Origin of the sequence: Dolichospermum planctonicum, from assembly GCF_005402965.1 — a bacterium.
GTDB lineage: Bacteria > Cyanobacteriota > Cyanobacteriia > Cyanobacteriales > Nostocaceae > Dolichospermum > Dolichospermum planctonicum.
Genome location: NZ_BJCF01000016.1, coordinates 1 through 13,641 on the forward strand (window position 1 = coordinate 1; position 13,641 = coordinate 13,641).

A 13,641-nucleotide genomic window follows, 5' to 3' on the forward strand; every position below is an offset into this window, starting at 1 on the left:
CCCCACAAGATTTAACTATTTTAGGATAAGTCTGGCGGGCAAGATGCCCACCCCACAAGATTTAACTATTTTAGGATAAGTCTGGCGGGCAAGATGCCCACCCCACAAGATTTAACTATTTTAGGATAAGTCTGGCGGGCAAGATGCCCACCCCACAAGATTTAACTATTTTAGGATTATACAATTTAGGTGCGTAACAGCTTATCTAATAATTGTAATTGTCTGGGTGCGAAAAAAGATTAATAATTAAAAACGAGGAGAAAAACACAATGATTACCTGTACAGTTTGCGGCTATGATCAAAATTTAGACAATTCAGGATTTTGTAATGCTTGCGGTTCAGAACTACAAACCATAGCACAAATCACAATCACACCACAACCAAAAATAGAACCAACTTTAGCGCCTACAGTCATTCAACCAACCACACCACAACCCAACTATCCCCCAATTACCAACACATTTACCAAAGCCAAACTAACATCCAAACAAACAAAGGCCCCCATACCAGAATTTATCATAGATAATAACGCTATTGTGGGCATATTTGATCCAGACACAGGACCAGTAGAAATTGATTTAGAACAATTTTTCGGTGGAGAAACAGTTTCTCGCAATCATGCGGAAATTTATCAAGAATTAGGAACATGGAAAATCAAAGACTTAGGTTCTACCAACGGAGTATTTATCAAAGCACCAGGACAAACTCGCTTTAGTGCTAGAATTACCATACCCACACCCTTAAATTCGGGTGATGAAATAGCCTTTGGTAAAGTTAGATTTCTCTTTGAAGCCGGCTAAAAAAATCAAAAAGATTCTCTGGTGGAGTGGGCATCTTGCCCGCAATTCACTACTATAATTCTTATAAATCCATGAATGAACCCACAAATCAAAACCCATTAATAATTAAAGAAAACATCTGTTTTCAACTGCAAAACCTGCAAATAGAAATCATTTCCTATTTAGGACAACTCACACCTAATATTGATTATTTTCAGGTCAATATCGCATCAGAAAAACCCGGTTTACTGAGAATAGGTGCAATTGACAGCGCACTTAACCGAGAACTAGAACTGAGAAAAAAACTAGGTGATTACAAACTAATTACCGAACTACTGGCACACAGCGAAGACAATATAACTATTGATATTAAATTTGATATTAAATTTGATATTAAATTTGATATTAAACCACAAAATACACCAGAAATTGAAACTACCATTTCTCCTATTGCAGAAATAGATACAGCTTCAGAATATTTAGCAGAGGAATATTTAGCAGAGGAATATTATCCAGAAACAGAAATTAGCACCAATATATCAAATCAAAAACTGCTAATTCTTACCTATCTTCCCAGCGAAAATCAAACCTTAGAAACTTGGTTAAAAACTGAACACACTTTAGAAGAATCATTATTAATTACCGGGCAAATTTGTCAATTATTCCGCTATATATCCCAAAGAGAATGGTGTGTTATTAATATCTTACCGCAATTTATTAAAATAGGAACACCCATAGAATTTTTCGACCTGACCAATGCCTATCCTGTGAATGAAATTCTCACTTCTGGACTGGTGGGAAATTATTGTGATCCTGAATTAGCATACTGTAAAAGTCCTATTCAAGAAACAATGAGTAGTTATACAGTTGCAGCATTATTATATCAGATAATTCACAAACAAACATTACCAACAGACCAAAGGGAAGAAATAGAAATTAGTCCTATTCCTATTATCCATCAAATTCTCAAAATTTGCTTATCTACCCTACCACAAGAAAGATTTACATTAGAACAACTCCTACAAATATTAGTTAACACCCGTCAAGAAATCAGCACACCAAAGATTAACTGGGAAATAGCCAGCAGTTCTACGGTTGGCTTATCAATAAATAGGTTAAAAAATGAAGACAACTATGGCATTAAATACCAAAAAATCAGTGATACAGAAACTATGATTTTAGGGGCTATAGCTGATGGTATGGGGGGAATGTCCCAAGGAGAAATAGCTAGTAAATTGGCAATAAAAACAGTTTTAGAGACAGCAATTTTTCCCGAATATCCAAATATAGAACAATACCAGGAATGGTTAACAAACTTATTTACTCAAGCTAACGAAACAGTATCTAATCAAGTTAAGGAAGGAGGAACAACCCTAAGCGTTATTTTTGCCAGATCCCAACAATTAATAATTAGTCATGTTGGTGATAGTCGCATTTATTTACTACGTCAAGGAGAAATAAAACAACTCAGCGAAGATCATTCGCTTGTGGCTATGTTAGTAGCTAGTGGACAAATTACACCAAGCCAAAGTTTAGAACATCCAGATAGAAATGTGCTGATAAAATCCATCGGTACAAAACGCAGATTAAGTGATGGTTACGTCCAAAATCTCAAACAAACTACCCCAGAATTATCTATGCAACTAGCACATCAAGATATTCTTTTATTATGTTCTGATGGTGTTTGGGATCTTGTTTCTAAAAACGAACTAGAGGAAATTTTCACCATTGATCATGATCAAAACTTACAAACATCAGTGAATTTGACTATCAATAAAGTTTTAGAACGTGGTGCATCTGATAATGCTACCCTGTTAGCATTACAATTTTTAGTTAATACCTAGATTACTGACTATTACCCATTACCGATTATGTCTATTCAATGTCCAACCTGTCTGACTGACAACGATGATCATGAAAGTAGCTGTATCGCTTGCGGTACACCTTTAACCTCTTCTGCGACTACATCAAATCTGCATTTATCACCGGGAACATTATTAGGAAATGGCAGATATAGAATAGATAACATATTAGGACAAGGTGGGTTTGGTATTACATACACAGCCACTTATATCTCCAATTCTACCAAAGTCGCTATTAAAGAACTATGGCCAGAAAATGCTGCTAGACAAGGTAATACGGTTTTGTGGCCTATGTCCATTACTCCCGTACAGCGTCAACAACAACTACAACAGTTCCAAGTAGAGGCTCATTATCTACAAAAATGTGTTCATCCTCATATCGTCAGAATTTATGAGTGGTTTACAGAAAATGATACCGCATACATGATAATGGAATTACTTGTTGGTAAATCATTAGATAAAATCTTACTAGAAACAGGGATACTGGCGGAAAATCAAATTAAAAATTATTTTGTGCAAATTGCTGGGGCTTTAAAAGTTATTCATAGTCATAATTTACTGCATCGAGACATCAAACCCGAAAATATTATTATTGTTCCCCCGGATAAAGCCGTATTAATTGATTTTGGTGCAGCTAGAGAATTTATTGCCGGTCAAACTGGGGATATGACGCGAATATTAACCCCTGGATATGCACCTTATGAACAATATATTCAAAAAAGTAAGCGTTTTCCTAGTACAGACCTTTATGCCTTATGTGCATCAATGTATGAATTATTGACTGGGAAATTACCAATAGAAGCTACGGATAGAGCTAGTGCTTTTTTACAAGGTAGTTCCGTGGATAAATTAATATCACCCCGACAACTACGCTCTGATTTAAGTTTTTTAATGGAAAAAGTTATTCTCACAGGAATGCAATTTAGGGTAGAGGATAGATTTCAAACGGCTGATGAATTAATTAATGCACTTCAAGGTAAATTTGTCACTCCTCAACATCAACGGGCTAAAGAATTAGTCAAACAAGGTCAATTAGTTGATGCTGTTCAAGCATATCAAAAATATTTGCAAGTTGCACCAGATCATGGAGAAGCAGCGGTAGAACTAGCATTATTACAAATATATGTTGATGATCAACAAGCAGAAATAGCGGCAAAAAAAGCTATTCAATTACAACCAAATGACGGTAGAGGTTATGGAGTTTTAGGGTTGATTAATTGTCGGCAAAAAAATTGGCAAGAAGCAGTTAAAAATCTAGAAAAAGGGGTTAAATTATCTCCTGAACAAGTGTGGATACAGACTAATTTGGCGTGGGCTTTAGGTAAAGCTGGTAATTTAAAAATGGCGGAAAATACAGTCAATCAAGCATTACAGTTACAGCCTGATTGTACGTTTGCGTTGGGTTTACAAGCTTGGATATATATACAGCAACAACAATGGAAATTAGCCATTCGTGCGGCTACACAAGGAATTTTTAAATCACAGCAAATCCAAAATAATAACTATAATAATAACTATGATCATTTACCTTGGCTATATCCTTATTTGATTCTAGCTTTGGAAAAAGCCGTTTTTACTAAACAGGTTAATGATGTAGATAGAAGAATTGAGGAATTTATTAATCAGGTGCCTGATAGTGCTTTAGCTTGGGGTTTAAAGGCTTGGAAACAATGTAGTCAGGATTTATGGAATGAGGCCTTAACTAGTTTTCAACAAGCCAGCAGTCACAAGTTAGTTCCTGGATGGGTGTTAATTAATTATGGCATTACTCAGGAAAATTTACAAGGTTATCAAAGTGCTATTCAAATCTATGAGAATTTTTTACAAAAGTTTACTGAACCCCAAGCCCTTCAGGCTTTTGTTTTATTTCGTCTCGGTACTTTATATGGCCAGGTAGGAGAGTTGCAGAAGGCAAGGTTATGTCTGGAAAAAGCGATTAAATATAATCCTGGTTATGCTGAAGCTTATCATAATTTAGGTTGGGTATTGCTGAATATTAAAAGTCAAGATGGACAGGTGGAAAACAGCCGAGAAATGTTATCTGCTTATGGTAAAGCGGCGGAATTATATGCAAAGGAACAAAAATTACCAATGAGTTTAAGTATTAAACAGGCTTTTCAATTCATAGGAGTGAATATTTAGTTAAAGGTTGTTGATGCGCGATCGCTTACGGTGGGTGCTTTGCGCCATCGCTCTTTTTTTGTTTCCCGCAAAGACGCTAAGGAGCAAAAGAGGAAAATAAGGGTTTTGGGAAATGATACATAACATAAATTAACTTGTGGTTTCTACTTCCCATTCTTCTGTAGAAAGTTCTGCGGTTTCGATAGCTTTAATACAAAAAGCATTAATATCCCTCGCTGATAAATTTACATTAATGAACACCCCATTTTCTAATTTTCTCGTATCCCGAAATTCTTTTCCATCTCTACTAATAAAACGGGGAAATTGTTCCATAATATCTTTAAATTTATCTGGTTCTAAATCAGCGATCGCATTTAAAGTTGTTTCTAAAACATCCCGCCAACTTTTGACAGGATATTCCTTACCAAAAATTTTTAGTTTTTTGGGAGTTATACCAGTTAATTTACTTTTGGATGAAATGATCAGATTTTCATTACCAAAGTAAGGCCAAATTTGTAAAACTATCTCAGATAAATCTAAACTTCTTTTTTCTATATCCTCTCTTTTCCAAGTTTCTTGATTTTCAAAGTATTTATTGATTTCTAAATGACTATTAATCAATATTTCTTTTTTCTCAACAAATTCCAAATTATATAATTCACCATTGTAAGCTGTAATAGTTAGATTACCCAAAGAATGAAGTAGTAAATCATGAGTTATCCCCCAATCTTCGCCTAAGTGTTGTTGCCACCATTTATTTATAGTTTGTGGCATAATATGTTCAATCTCCAGTCCATCCAAAATGACCTGTTCTTTATGATTAAAAGATTCTTCAATAGATTTTAAAATTAATTGACCTTTTTTAGAACGTCCAGTACCGTATAATTTAACATCCAATAAACCTTTCTGAAATTCTGTATCTTTGGGATAATCACGATTTTGTAAATCTAGTTTTAATCTTTCCACAAAATCAGCATGAGCTAAATTACTTGCTTTGCTAACTTGAGAATACAGTACAGAAAAGATTCTATTTAATCCCCTGGTTTGAACATTACAAACAAATCGGCGAATAATGAAATTTTCTAAAATCTGCAAAACAGAAATAAAATCTGCTTCTGAAAGTTTATTTTCTTCATAATCATGATAACAATTAAGTAAAAAAGGATAAACAGTAGCTATTTCTAAACGGTTGATTCTTTCTAGAAACCGACGAATTTTTAAATTATCCTCTTTTTCAGGATCTAAAAGTTTTGCATAATATTCTGAAAATTTATATAAATTTTGTAAATAAGAAAGAGCTTCACTTTTACTCATTCTTTCTTTAATTTCAAAATAAACTTGATCTTTCTTAATTTCCAAACCATCTTTTGTTAAGTAATGCCTGATAAACTCTGTTAAATTATCATTATCATTTAGAGTTTCTTGCATTGGTAGCCAATATTTTTTATAAGCATTGTCTTGATTATCTGTATTAATTCTCATGAAGAAATAGTTACGAATTAAATCAGCTTGTGTTAAAGGTTCACCTTTAGCATTGAGACTTTCAAAGACTAAATAAGGATTATCTTCTGTGCTTAAAACAACGCTCACAATAGATAAATAACTAGAAATTACTTGCTTTATTCTCCCAAATTCCAGATTACTTTGTCTAATTTTCCTATCAAAAAATAAATAGCATTTTTTAATAATTGGGGCATTTTTATCAATATTATGTACTGACGTATCTAGTGAATTGATCAAACTATAAAATGATTCTCTGTCTACTTGAGTAGGTTGTAATTTATAAATTTCAGGATCTTGCTGATATTGATTAATAAGAAATTTATTATGTAATTCTTCTGCTAATTGCTTATTAGTATCTTTAACTTGATCTCGCAAAGCCGAAAACAGAATAAAAATAGTAGTTAATCTTTGTTGTCCATCAATTAATAAATATTTGCTGACTCCTTCTGGCAATCCAGAAACTGGTATAGTCACAATAGAACCCATAAAATGAGGACGAGGATTTTCCGTATTACATAATTCTAAAATATCATTCCATAATGCTTCCCACTGGGATTTTTTCCAACTGTACGGACGTTGAAATAAAGGTACAATATATTGTTTATCACCTTGAATAATCTCTCTGAGCTTAGTTTCTGATGCTTGCATTTTTAATGTAGCCTGATTTACTAAATAGTTATGCCTTTAGTATACAATAATCTTGTATAAATAGCACAAGATAGCGTAACAAAATTAAACATTTCTGATATCCAGGGAATAAATTAAGAGTCTAAAAGCAAAAGTCGGTTTTAACCGACTCATGAAAAATATCTTTTCCTCTTTGCGTGAGAAAATATTTTAACTTTGATTCGCTATCCAATTTACCAAATCATCAGGTTGTGAAAAATCCAAAATAGCTTCCGAAAGCTCATCTAACTTTTCACCAGATAACTCTTTAATTTGTGACTCCAATTTTGCGGAAATATCGCCAATACGACGTTTCAACAAACGGGAAATAATCTCTAACTTCCCACGGTTAATAATCTCCTGATAAATCACAGATTCTTCCATAGTTTCCTCCCGAAAATATTGTTTAATCAACTGTTTCTCAAACTTTAAACCAGCCAATAATTCCACACAAGCTGCTATAGTATTTTGTTGCGCTTGTTATTCTATTTTATCTATTTCTAAAGCAACTTGCTGAAGTAACTTATTTGGTTCATCTGTCTTGGCTAAAACTGCCAAAGGTAATAAAGCAGGAGATTTTAAAAGTGTTTCGCTGTCTTCTTCCCATACTCTAATTACTTGATATTGATGTCGTGTATTCCCCACTATCAATCTATCAACAAAAACATCAGGTGAATTTGTTTCTTTGAGAAAAATTACCACCTGTTGTATAGGACACAAATATTTACGATAAATCCTCAACCAATAATCTAACATTCTCACAGGCATGGGAGTATCAGATTTTGGTGTAGTTTGAATTTCCAAATGCAAAATGCGGTTTAATTTCGGTAGTCGAAACAACGCATCAGCACGAATGGGGTTAATAGGTAACTCGGTAGGTAGCACCTCAATTTCATTTATATCTTCTGCAATTAACCATTGCACAAAAGATAAAGGGTAAGTATCCGTGAGGTATCGGCAAATATTATCGTAAGCCAAAAGTTTTTACTAAATATCTAACATTGTTATATTATATAATATCGTGCAATACGAATGATGATCACAAACCCATGAGTAAAGAAAATATTACATTTAGAATAGACAGCAGCAAAAAAGCGGCTATAGACGCATTAGCAAAAGGCATAAACAGAGATAGAAGTTATATTCTCAATGAAGCAGTCAACGCTTATTTAGAGATGTATCAATGGCAAATCGAAGAAATCCAAAAAGGTATTGCTGAAGCGGATGCTGGAGATTTTGCCAGTGATGAAGAAGTAAAAGGGACATTTGCAAGGCTAACAAATGCAGGTTAAATGGCTACGTCGGGCGCTGCGTAACTTAGAACAAGCGCGTAACTACGTTTTCCAGGATAATCCTACCGCAGCACAGGAATTAATAATCAAGATTCAAAATGCTGCTAATCAATTACAAAATTATCCCTTTATGGGTAAAAATGGCAGAGTTGAAGGTACAAAAGAATTGATAATTTCTAATTCACCCTATATTCTGATTTACCGAATTAAAGAAGAAACTGTAGAAGTTCTGCGAATACTGCATACATCAAAATTCTATCCAAAATAACTAAAAGTAATAGTCGGTTAAAACCGACTATTTTTGTTTTTTAGTATTACTCTAGTTCATCAGGATTCACACCTAAAGCCTTTAATTTTTCAGCTAAAAGTTGCGTTTTTCTCCTTTCTGCGGCTAATGCTGTTTCTGCTTGTTCTAGAAGTTGGCAAATTTCCAGATATGAAGAAAATCTATTACCATCGGGACGATAAATTTGTAATTCTTCCCCTGATAAATCAAACTTAATTCCTAACCTGGGACTAACCCAATTTTCTATTTCTGAAATGACATCTAAACCATCTTCCGTTTTTAACCATCCTTTCAACTGATTGTTTTGAGGATTGTAAATATAATATTCTTCTACTCCATGTCTTTCATAAAATATCAATTTCCTCTCCATTTCGGTTTGGGAATTACTAGGAGAAAGAATTTCAAAAACCACCTGGGGGGCAATATGATTTTCTTGCCATTGTAAATAAGAACCGCGTTTACCTTTTGGTCGTCCAAATACAACCATAACATCTGGTGCATTGACTATATAATTTTTCCCTTCTATGGGATACCAAAATAAATCACCAGCCACAAAAACATCAGGGTTATCTGCAAATAACCAATCTAAATTTTGTTGAATAACTAATATCCAACGAAACTGTTCTGTATTATTAGCTATTGGTTGTCCATCACTGTCTGGGTAGATGACCTCTGATGTACTTAGCGTTAGAGGTTGAGTAACCATAACTTTAAATTAGTTAGTTGTTTACTTTACCAATATCTTAGCACTAAAGAATAGATACATTATTTCTTAATATCGGAAACTGCTGTATTTATTGAGAAACTTCTAAAAATCCTCATCATCAACAAAAAACTCGGCATCTTCATCTATTCCAGATTGGGACTCTCCCAACTCCCAAAGAGGCTGTAAAACGGCTGTAGCTAACAAACCGACGGCCACAGCAAAAGCTAACATTAACCCAAAGGGAATTTGTATTGATTGAAAAACCAAAAACTTTAAAGATACAGGAGTAGCATTTTGGACAGAAATGAGAGCGATCGCTACTACCCAAACAGCTATAATTAGTAATATTAAAAAATTGGCCAATATTTTGAATATCATAACTTAAATCTTTAAATAAATATCATCCCCCTCCTCGTTTGCGGGGAGGGGTTAGGGGTGGGGTTCTATGCTAACTTAGCGATTTCACCTTCCATGAATTTAGCAATCTGACTAAGTTTTTCTGGTGAGTTAGTTTCCATGTACACCCTCACCAAAGGTTCTGTACCAGAAGGACGCAGTAACACCCAGCTACCCTCTTCTAAATAGAGTTTAATACCATCTTTCCTTCCCACCTCTTTCACCTTAATTCCTGCCACTTCTGAGGGGGGATTTTGAGTATAACTATCAATCACAGCGATTTTATGAGCTTCTGTGAGGTGTAAATCCAAGCGATTGTTATACAAAGGACCATCCGCTTCGGCTATAGCTTCCTGTACCAACTGACTTAAAGGCTTACCTTCATAAGCGATCGCTTCAGCCACTAGCATATCTGCTAAAACCCCATCTTTTTCAGGAATATGGCCAATGATACTTAAACCACCGGATTCTTCCCCACCAATCAAAACGGCGGTTTCCCGCATTTTCTCACCAATGTATTTAAAACCCACCGCAGTTTCATAAATTTCCAGCCCATACTTAGCTGCAAAATTATCTAATAAGTGCGTAGTTGCCACAGTCCGAACGATCGCACCGCTTTTACCCTTGTTTTTAATCAAATGTCGTGCTAGGAGTAACAAAACTGTGTTGGGAGTGAGGACATTACCTTGTTCATCAACAATACCAAAGCGATCGCTATCACCATCGGTAGCCAAACCCAAATCCGCATGATCAGCCTTGACAGCGGCCACCAACTCAACTAACTGTTCCCCTTTGGGTTCAGGCATACCACCCCCAAAAAGCACATCTCGCCAGGTGTGGAAACTTTCTAATTGACAACCACACTGTTGCAGGACTTCATCTAAATAACCACGAGAGGTAGAATAAAGGGCATCATATTTGACCTTTAAATTTGCACTTTTAATTTTTTCCACATCCAACAAGGTGTAGATAAAATGCAAATAATCGGGTTTGGGATCAAAAGTAGAAATTGTACCAGATGGGTTACTTCCAGGTAATTCATCGGATGCCGTTTCTATATTGGCGACAATAGTATCAGTAATTTCTGGAGTTGCCGGACCTGCATAATCGGGTATATATTTAATCCCACAATAAGGTGCAGGATTATGACTAGCAGTAAACATCAAAGCCCCTGCGGAATTGAGGAGACGGGCATTGTAGGCAATTACTGGGGTGGGACAATCCCGGTCAGTAATTTGTACATTCCAACCCAAATCTGCTAAAACTGCGGCAGATGTTTGGGCGAACTCGTCGGCTAAAAACCTGGTATCGTAGGCGATTAAAACAGGTCTGTCCTTAGTATAGGCAGTTTCCAGATAACTAGCGATCGCCCTGGTTACTTTCCGCACATTTGGAAAAGTAAAATCATCAGCAATAATTCCGCGCCATCCATCAGTACCAAATTTTATCTTACCGGAATTACTAGGGTTGCTCATATTACCACTCTCTCCCGTGCATCATTATTACTATTTACTATCAGGAAATATGCCGCAAAGCTGTAGAACAGCCACTAAGCTGCAATTATCCCCAACGTAATTTCTCTCACTTAACAGTCCTAATGTCAACCGTTACGCAGCTAAATTGTACAATTCTAATATGGCCAAATCTTTATGGCCAAATCTTGTGGTGTGGGCATCCTGCCCGCTATAATTGTACAAATTAAATGCAGTACAGCTTACCTCCTATATTTTCCTGGATTTCCATTCCCACGCAGAGCATAAGCATAATGGCTTAGAACCTCCCGGTGGACTCCCAGTCTGGAGACTGGGAACGAGAAAAAGACCGGAAGAAAGGAAAAATAACCTTAAAAAGGCGGTAATTCTTTCAGGATTGTAAACCGAATATGGTTAATAGCTAAATCACCTAGTGAAATATCTTCTTTAGTCAAGCGAACTCCATTCTGGCTTAAAGTTTCAAAGGATATACCTTTGCCAATTTCGATATGATACCAGCATAAACCCATGAAAAAGCGTGTAGGATATGGTCCACCTTCTTCGAGATCATCAGGATTAGATTCCATGGGCAACCAACCCATACCGGGAATATAAAATTCTAACCAAACATGATTAAAATCGGGTTGGAGGGGAACTCCCTGATGTTCAGCATAAACTGGACATTTATATCTACCAACGGTGCGACAAGGAATACCATTCAAGCGACAAAGTGCCAGTAATACACCCACATATTCTCCACAGGAACCAACACCACGCTCTAAAACCACATCTGGCGAATCAATATGGGGTTTAATACCATAGGATAATTGATCATAGACGTAGTTGCGGATACTGTACATTTTCCGTAACAAGTTAGTTTCTGAACCGATAGCTGTCTTGGCCGCACGGATCACAATATCCGTATCCATTGCTAAATCATCATCATCTACCAGATAGCGAGTTTTTAATTCTGGTGGCAGTTCTGGTAACTTTTCCACGTCTCTGGGAGTAATGCGATATTTAATACTCCACACTTCCACAAGTGCTTTCCAGCCAAATATGTGGCGTTCTCCGGGGGTGAGGGTGTCAAATTTAAAAACCGCTACCCTTTGTCCGTCAATGATTTCTTCTGTGAAGGGTAAGCCAATCGCTTCAACTTGCTTAACTTTTTGCCGTTCCGTTTCTGAGGGTAGGGCAATACGCCATTCTATATCGCTTAAATAAACCTCATCAAGGGGGGAAATTTCCTCAAGATAAGACATTTCTATGAGATAACCATTAGAAAGGGCGTAGCGTTTATCCTCCTGGTAATGATATTGTAGAGCATGAATGAATGTGCGATCGCGGTATGTTAACTCATAACAGGGATCAGCATTAGGGTTATCGCGGATGTAAGGTTCTTCACTGGAGTATGCCACATAAAGACGATCTTTACCTGCGTCCTCCTGTCCATAAACAGCGATACCCGTTGGGGAATCAAAAGGAGTAATAACACTGAAACGGACTTCCCCGGTTGCCCTATCCATAGAGTAAACAGTTTGTTCCGTGCGATCGCATATCCACAGAGTTTCTTTTGTCACTGCTAAATTTTCTATGCCGACACCAGGGGCGTAAAATCTAGTGATTTCCCTGCGGGTATCACGGTCAAAAATTAAAATATAGCCAAGTCTTTGACAACTGACATAAACGGTAGATTCCCAAACAGCAACCCCGTCAGCAGGGTATGGTAAAGTCACAAAATGTTCTAAACCTAAAGAGGCGAATTTGCAAGAGTAGACACTATTACCACGAGTTACCCAGAGATAACCTTGCGACATAGCTAACCCGGTAACTTCCTTAAATTCACGGACTTGGTGGGGATTGATAATTTTGCTGTTATCGCTGAGGGGGTCAATTTCTAATAAATGACCTTTAATTGTATCAATAGCAATGAGTCTATTTTCGGTAAAAGCGATACCGTACAGGGTAGCAGCAGTAATTGGCCTAATAATTCTTTGCTGTTCAAAATTTTGGTTCACTGTCAAACTGGGTAGTGGGAAACTCGTGTTATTGAGCATAGTAGTCATAAATTATTACTTTTTAACGTCAGTTGTTATTTAGGGAATAGGACTTACGCAAAATATCTCCCAAAGCCTCTCTTATTTGTGATCTTCGCTCCTCTTGGGGAGGCTTTGCTGCAGCTTTCGCTTGCTTCGATGGTTCATTATTCCCTGACCTGTGCGTAAGTCCTGGAGAACAGGGAATAGGGAACAAGGAAGAATCTTTCCTAATTACCCAATTACCCAATTACCCAATTACCCAATTACCCAATTACCCAATTACCCAATTACCCAATTACCCAATTACCCAATTACCCAATTACCCAATTCCACATTTTCTGACCGAAAAAAAATCGGATACAAGCCCCGTCCTTCTAGGACAGCTTTATAGTAAACTAGATATAGTCGCCACAGGGCATTGGGAGACTATAAACGGACACTCCAGACTAGATCAGACTACTCTTAGGTAGCACCAGTCAGTGAAGTGTCAAGGAATCCTCGCTCATGAAAGGAAGAGAA

General features: G+C 36.4%; 12 protein-coding genes. 5 read left to right on the top strand and 7 right to left on the bottom strand.

Translation table 11 applies throughout. The features are described from left to right. Window positions 1-269: 269 nt before the first annotated feature. The 3 genes from FFO06_RS08985 to FFO06_RS08995 all read left to right on the top strand — a co-directional run bounded on the left by FFO06_RS08985 (window position 270) and on the right by FFO06_RS08995 (window position 4,783). Window positions 270-800, top strand: a complete 531-nt coding sequence (locus FFO06_RS08985) for an FHA domain-containing protein (protein WP_137907737.1) — start codon at window positions 270-272, stop codon at window positions 798-800. 71 nt (window positions 801-871) lie between these two features. Beyond that, the gene (locus tag FFO06_RS08990) at window positions 872-2,623 is read left to right on the top strand and encodes a PP2C family protein-serine/threonine phosphatase (RefSeq protein WP_137907738.1); all 1,752 of its coding nucleotides are present in this window, start codon (window positions 872-874) and stop codon (window positions 2,621-2,623) included. A 27-nt stretch (window positions 2,624-2,650) separates the two neighbouring features. Further along, complete coding sequence (locus FFO06_RS08995; RefSeq protein ID WP_137907739.1) at window positions 2,651-4,783, top strand: protein kinase domain-containing protein; 2,133 nt, start codon at window positions 2,651-2,653, stop codon at window positions 4,781-4,783. Between the two features lie 129 nt (window positions 4,784-4,912). Here FFO06_RS08995 and FFO06_RS09000 read toward each other — a convergent pair whose 3' ends face one another. The 3 genes from FFO06_RS09000 to FFO06_RS22450 form a co-directional block, all read right to left on the bottom strand. Beyond that, complete coding sequence (locus FFO06_RS09000; RefSeq protein ID WP_137907740.1) at window positions 4,913-6,913, bottom strand: DUF262 domain-containing protein; 2,001 nt, start codon at window positions 6,911-6,913, stop codon at window positions 4,913-4,915. Between the two features lie 189 nt (window positions 6,914-7,102). After that, entirely contained in the window at window positions 7,103-7,381 is a 279-nt protein-coding gene (locus FFO06_RS22445) for a DUF4351 domain-containing protein (RefSeq protein ID WP_306420203.1), read from the bottom strand. A gap of 30 nt (window positions 7,382-7,411) precedes the next feature. Beyond that, entirely contained in the window at window positions 7,412-7,909 is a 498-nt protein-coding gene (locus tag FFO06_RS22450) for an RpnC/YadD family protein (protein ID WP_306420204.1), read from the bottom strand. 71 nt (window positions 7,910-7,980) lie between these two features. Between FFO06_RS22450 and FFO06_RS09010 the strand changes: the two genes are divergently transcribed. Together FFO06_RS09010 and FFO06_RS09015 are read left to right on the top strand one after the other, a co-directional pair. Beyond that, window positions 7,981-8,223, top strand: a complete 243-nt coding sequence (locus FFO06_RS09010) for a CopG family ribbon-helix-helix protein (protein ID WP_028090194.1) — start codon at window positions 7,981-7,983, stop codon at window positions 8,221-8,223. Next, on the top strand, window positions 8,213-8,491 hold the full coding sequence (locus tag FFO06_RS09015; RefSeq protein ID WP_137907741.1) for a type II toxin-antitoxin system RelE/ParE family toxin: 279 nt from the start codon (window positions 8,213-8,215) through the stop codon (window positions 8,489-8,491). Before FFO06_RS09010 ends, FFO06_RS09015 begins: the two co-directional genes overlap by 11 nt. 46 nt (window positions 8,492-8,537) lie before the next feature. Here the strand turns inward: FFO06_RS09015 and FFO06_RS09020 are convergent, their stop codons facing one another. The 4 genes from FFO06_RS09020 to FFO06_RS09035 form a co-directional block, all read right to left on the bottom strand. Further along, complete coding sequence (locus tag FFO06_RS09020) at window positions 8,538-9,215, bottom strand: Uma2 family endonuclease (protein ID WP_137907742.1); 678 nt, start codon at window positions 9,213-9,215, stop codon at window positions 8,538-8,540. Between the two features lie 102 nt (window positions 9,216-9,317). Continuing rightward, window positions 9,318-9,593, bottom strand: coding sequence for a lipopolysaccharide assembly protein LapA domain-containing protein (locus FFO06_RS09025; RefSeq protein ID WP_137907743.1), 276 nt, complete (start codon window positions 9,591-9,593; stop codon window positions 9,318-9,320). 65 nt (window positions 9,594-9,658) lie between these two features. Next, window positions 9,659-11,086, bottom strand: coding sequence for a phosphoglucomutase/phosphomannomutase family protein (locus tag FFO06_RS09030; RefSeq protein WP_137907744.1), 1,428 nt, complete (start codon window positions 11,084-11,086; stop codon window positions 9,659-9,661). 368 nt (window positions 11,087-11,454) lie between these two features. Further along, window positions 11,455-13,140, bottom strand: coding sequence for a transglutaminase domain-containing protein (locus FFO06_RS09035; protein ID WP_137907795.1), 1,686 nt, complete (start codon window positions 13,138-13,140; stop codon window positions 11,455-11,457). Window positions 13,141-13,641 lie beyond the last annotated feature (501 nt).

Bases quoted from the DNA above. Each gene is read 5' to 3' on its own strand.
- FFO06_RS08985 (WP_137907737.1), top strand. From the start codon at position 270: ATGATTACCTGTACAGTTTGCGGCTATGATCAAAATTTAGACAATTCA.
- FFO06_RS08990 (WP_137907738.1), top strand. From the start codon at position 872: ATGAATGAACCCACAAATCAAAACCCATTAATAATTAAAGAAAACATC.
- FFO06_RS08995 (WP_137907739.1), top strand. From the start codon at position 2,651: ATGTCTATTCAATGTCCAACCTGTCTGACTGACAACGATGATCATGAA.
- FFO06_RS09000 (WP_137907740.1), bottom strand. From the start codon at position 6,913: ATGCAAGCATCAGAAACTAAGCTCAGAGAGATTATTCAAGGTGATAAA.
- FFO06_RS09010 (WP_028090194.1), top strand. From the start codon at position 7,981: ATGAGTAAAGAAAATATTACATTTAGAATAGACAGCAGCAAAAAAGCG.
- FFO06_RS09015 (WP_137907741.1), top strand. From the start codon at position 8,213: ATGCAGGTTAAATGGCTACGTCGGGCGCTGCGTAACTTAGAACAAGCG.
- FFO06_RS09020 (WP_137907742.1), bottom strand. From the start codon at position 9,215: ATGGTTACTCAACCTCTAACGCTAAGTACATCAGAGGTCATCTACCCA.
- FFO06_RS09025 (WP_137907743.1), bottom strand. From the start codon at position 9,593: ATGATATTCAAAATATTGGCCAATTTTTTAATATTACTAATTATAGCT.
- FFO06_RS09030 (WP_137907744.1), bottom strand. From the start codon at position 11,086: ATGAGCAACCCTAGTAATTCCGGTAAGATAAAATTTGGTACTGATGGA.
- FFO06_RS09035 (WP_137907795.1), bottom strand. From the start codon at position 13,140: ATGCTCAATAACACGAGTTTCCCACTACCCAGTTTGACAGTGAACCAA.